The organism is Cellulomonas telluris, assembly GCF_004886325.1.
In the GTDB taxonomy this organism is placed as follows: domain Bacteria; phylum Actinomycetota; class Actinomycetes; order Actinomycetales; family Cellulomonadaceae; genus Cellulomonas; species Cellulomonas telluris.
On record NZ_QXFN01000051.1, the window covers coordinates 1 to 598 of the forward strand.

2 protein-coding genes are annotated in these 598 nt (G+C 70.6%); both read left to right on the top strand.

What is annotated here, in order from left to right; genetic code table 11:
- Window positions 1–112: 112 nt before the first annotated feature.
- Window positions 113–472: a thioredoxin gene (gene trxA, locus FB586_RS18700; protein ID WP_136520858.1), complete on the top strand. Its 360-nt coding sequence runs from the start codon at window positions 113–115 to the stop codon at window positions 470–472.
- The coding region (locus FB586_RS20395; protein ID WP_503102589.1) for a DUF302 domain-containing protein at window positions 472–598 on the top strand (127 nt) is incomplete at its 3' end. The genes trxA and FB586_RS20395, both read left to right, overlap by 1 nt.

A 598-nucleotide genomic window follows, 5' to 3' on the forward strand; every position in this document is an offset into this window, starting at 1 on the left:
TATTCCCGCAACTCGGCGGACCGGGTCCGCGGCGCGCGCCGTGGAATACGGGCGGGGGTATCCTTGTTCAGGTGGGTGCAACCACCCCAGCAACAGCAGAGGAGCCAGTCCGATGGGCACCATCACCTTGGGTGCGGAGAGCTTCGAGCGCACCGTCACCGACAACCACATCGTCCTCGTCGACTTCTGGGCGGCCTGGTGCGGCCCGTGCCGCATGTTCGCCCCCGTCTACGAGAAGGCCTCGGTCGAGCACCCCGACATCGTGTTCGCCAAGGTCGACACCGAGGCCGAGCAGGGCCTCGCTGCCGCCGCCGGCATCACCTCGATCCCGACGCTCATGGCGTTCAAGGGCGGCACGCTGGTGTTCTCCCAGCCCGGTGCCCTGCCTGCCGCCGCGCTCGAGCAGGTCATCGCGGCCGTGCGCGACCTCGACGTCGACGCCGCGCTCGCCGAGCAGGAGCGGAGCGCCTGATGGCCACCTTCACGCTCAGCGCCACGCTCTCGCGGCCGTACGACGACGCGGTCGAGGCCGTGCGGGCGGCGCTCGGCGAGCAGGGGTTCGGCATCCTCACCGAGATCGACCTCCGGGCCACGCTGA

Coding starts and splice junctions, on each gene's coding strand:
- trxA (WP_136520858.1), top strand. CDS start 113: ATGGGCACCATCACCTTGGGTGCGGAGAGCTTCGAGCGCACCGTCACC.